Origin of the sequence: Rahnella sp. CFA14(1/10) (assembly GCF_004195095.1) — a bacterium.
Taxonomy (GTDB): domain Bacteria; phylum Pseudomonadota; class Gammaproteobacteria; order Enterobacterales; family Enterobacteriaceae; genus Rahnella; species Rahnella perminowiae.
The window spans coordinates 1-428 of the sequence record NZ_SEWS01000042.1 but is presented as its reverse complement, the minus strand read 5'-3'; the positions used below and the strand labels follow the sequence as shown (position 1 = coordinate 428).

The following is a 428-nucleotide window of genomic DNA, read 5'->3' as shown; positions in this document are numbered from 1 at the left end:
TTGATTACAACGAGCAGTATCGATAGCTTGGTAATGGCCTTGGATAATATTATCTAAAGCCTGAGAGACAGGAATAAGCTTACTGCCTAAACCAAATAGCGCGTGGCTGAGGGCGTTAGTGGTGCCTAAAGGAATGATCCCTAAGGCGATGTCGGTGTTCACTATTTCCGATGCCACCTCTGTCACTGTGCCATCGCCGCCGCAGGCGATGATGATATCTGCGCCGCTACTGCGGGCTTTTTTGGCGAAGGTGTTTGCGCTGACATTTTCGCTGGTGAGTTTTAACGTTAGGTCAAAATAGGCTTTTAGTTCGTCTTGGATTTGCTCGCTGTATTCTTGCCATTTACCGCCGCCGGAGACTGGGTTGGCGATAATCCACGCCACTTTGTGGATGTTGATTTTGCCTTGTTTAAGCATGTGTTCAAGGG

1 protein-coding gene is annotated in these 428 nt (G+C 48.4%); it reads right to left on the bottom strand.

The features are described from left to right. The coding region (locus tag EVX52_RS25155) for a diacylglycerol kinase family protein (RefSeq protein WP_205952734.1) at positions 1 to 417 on the bottom strand (417 nt) is incomplete at its 3' end. Positions 418 to 428: the final 11 nt, after the last annotated feature.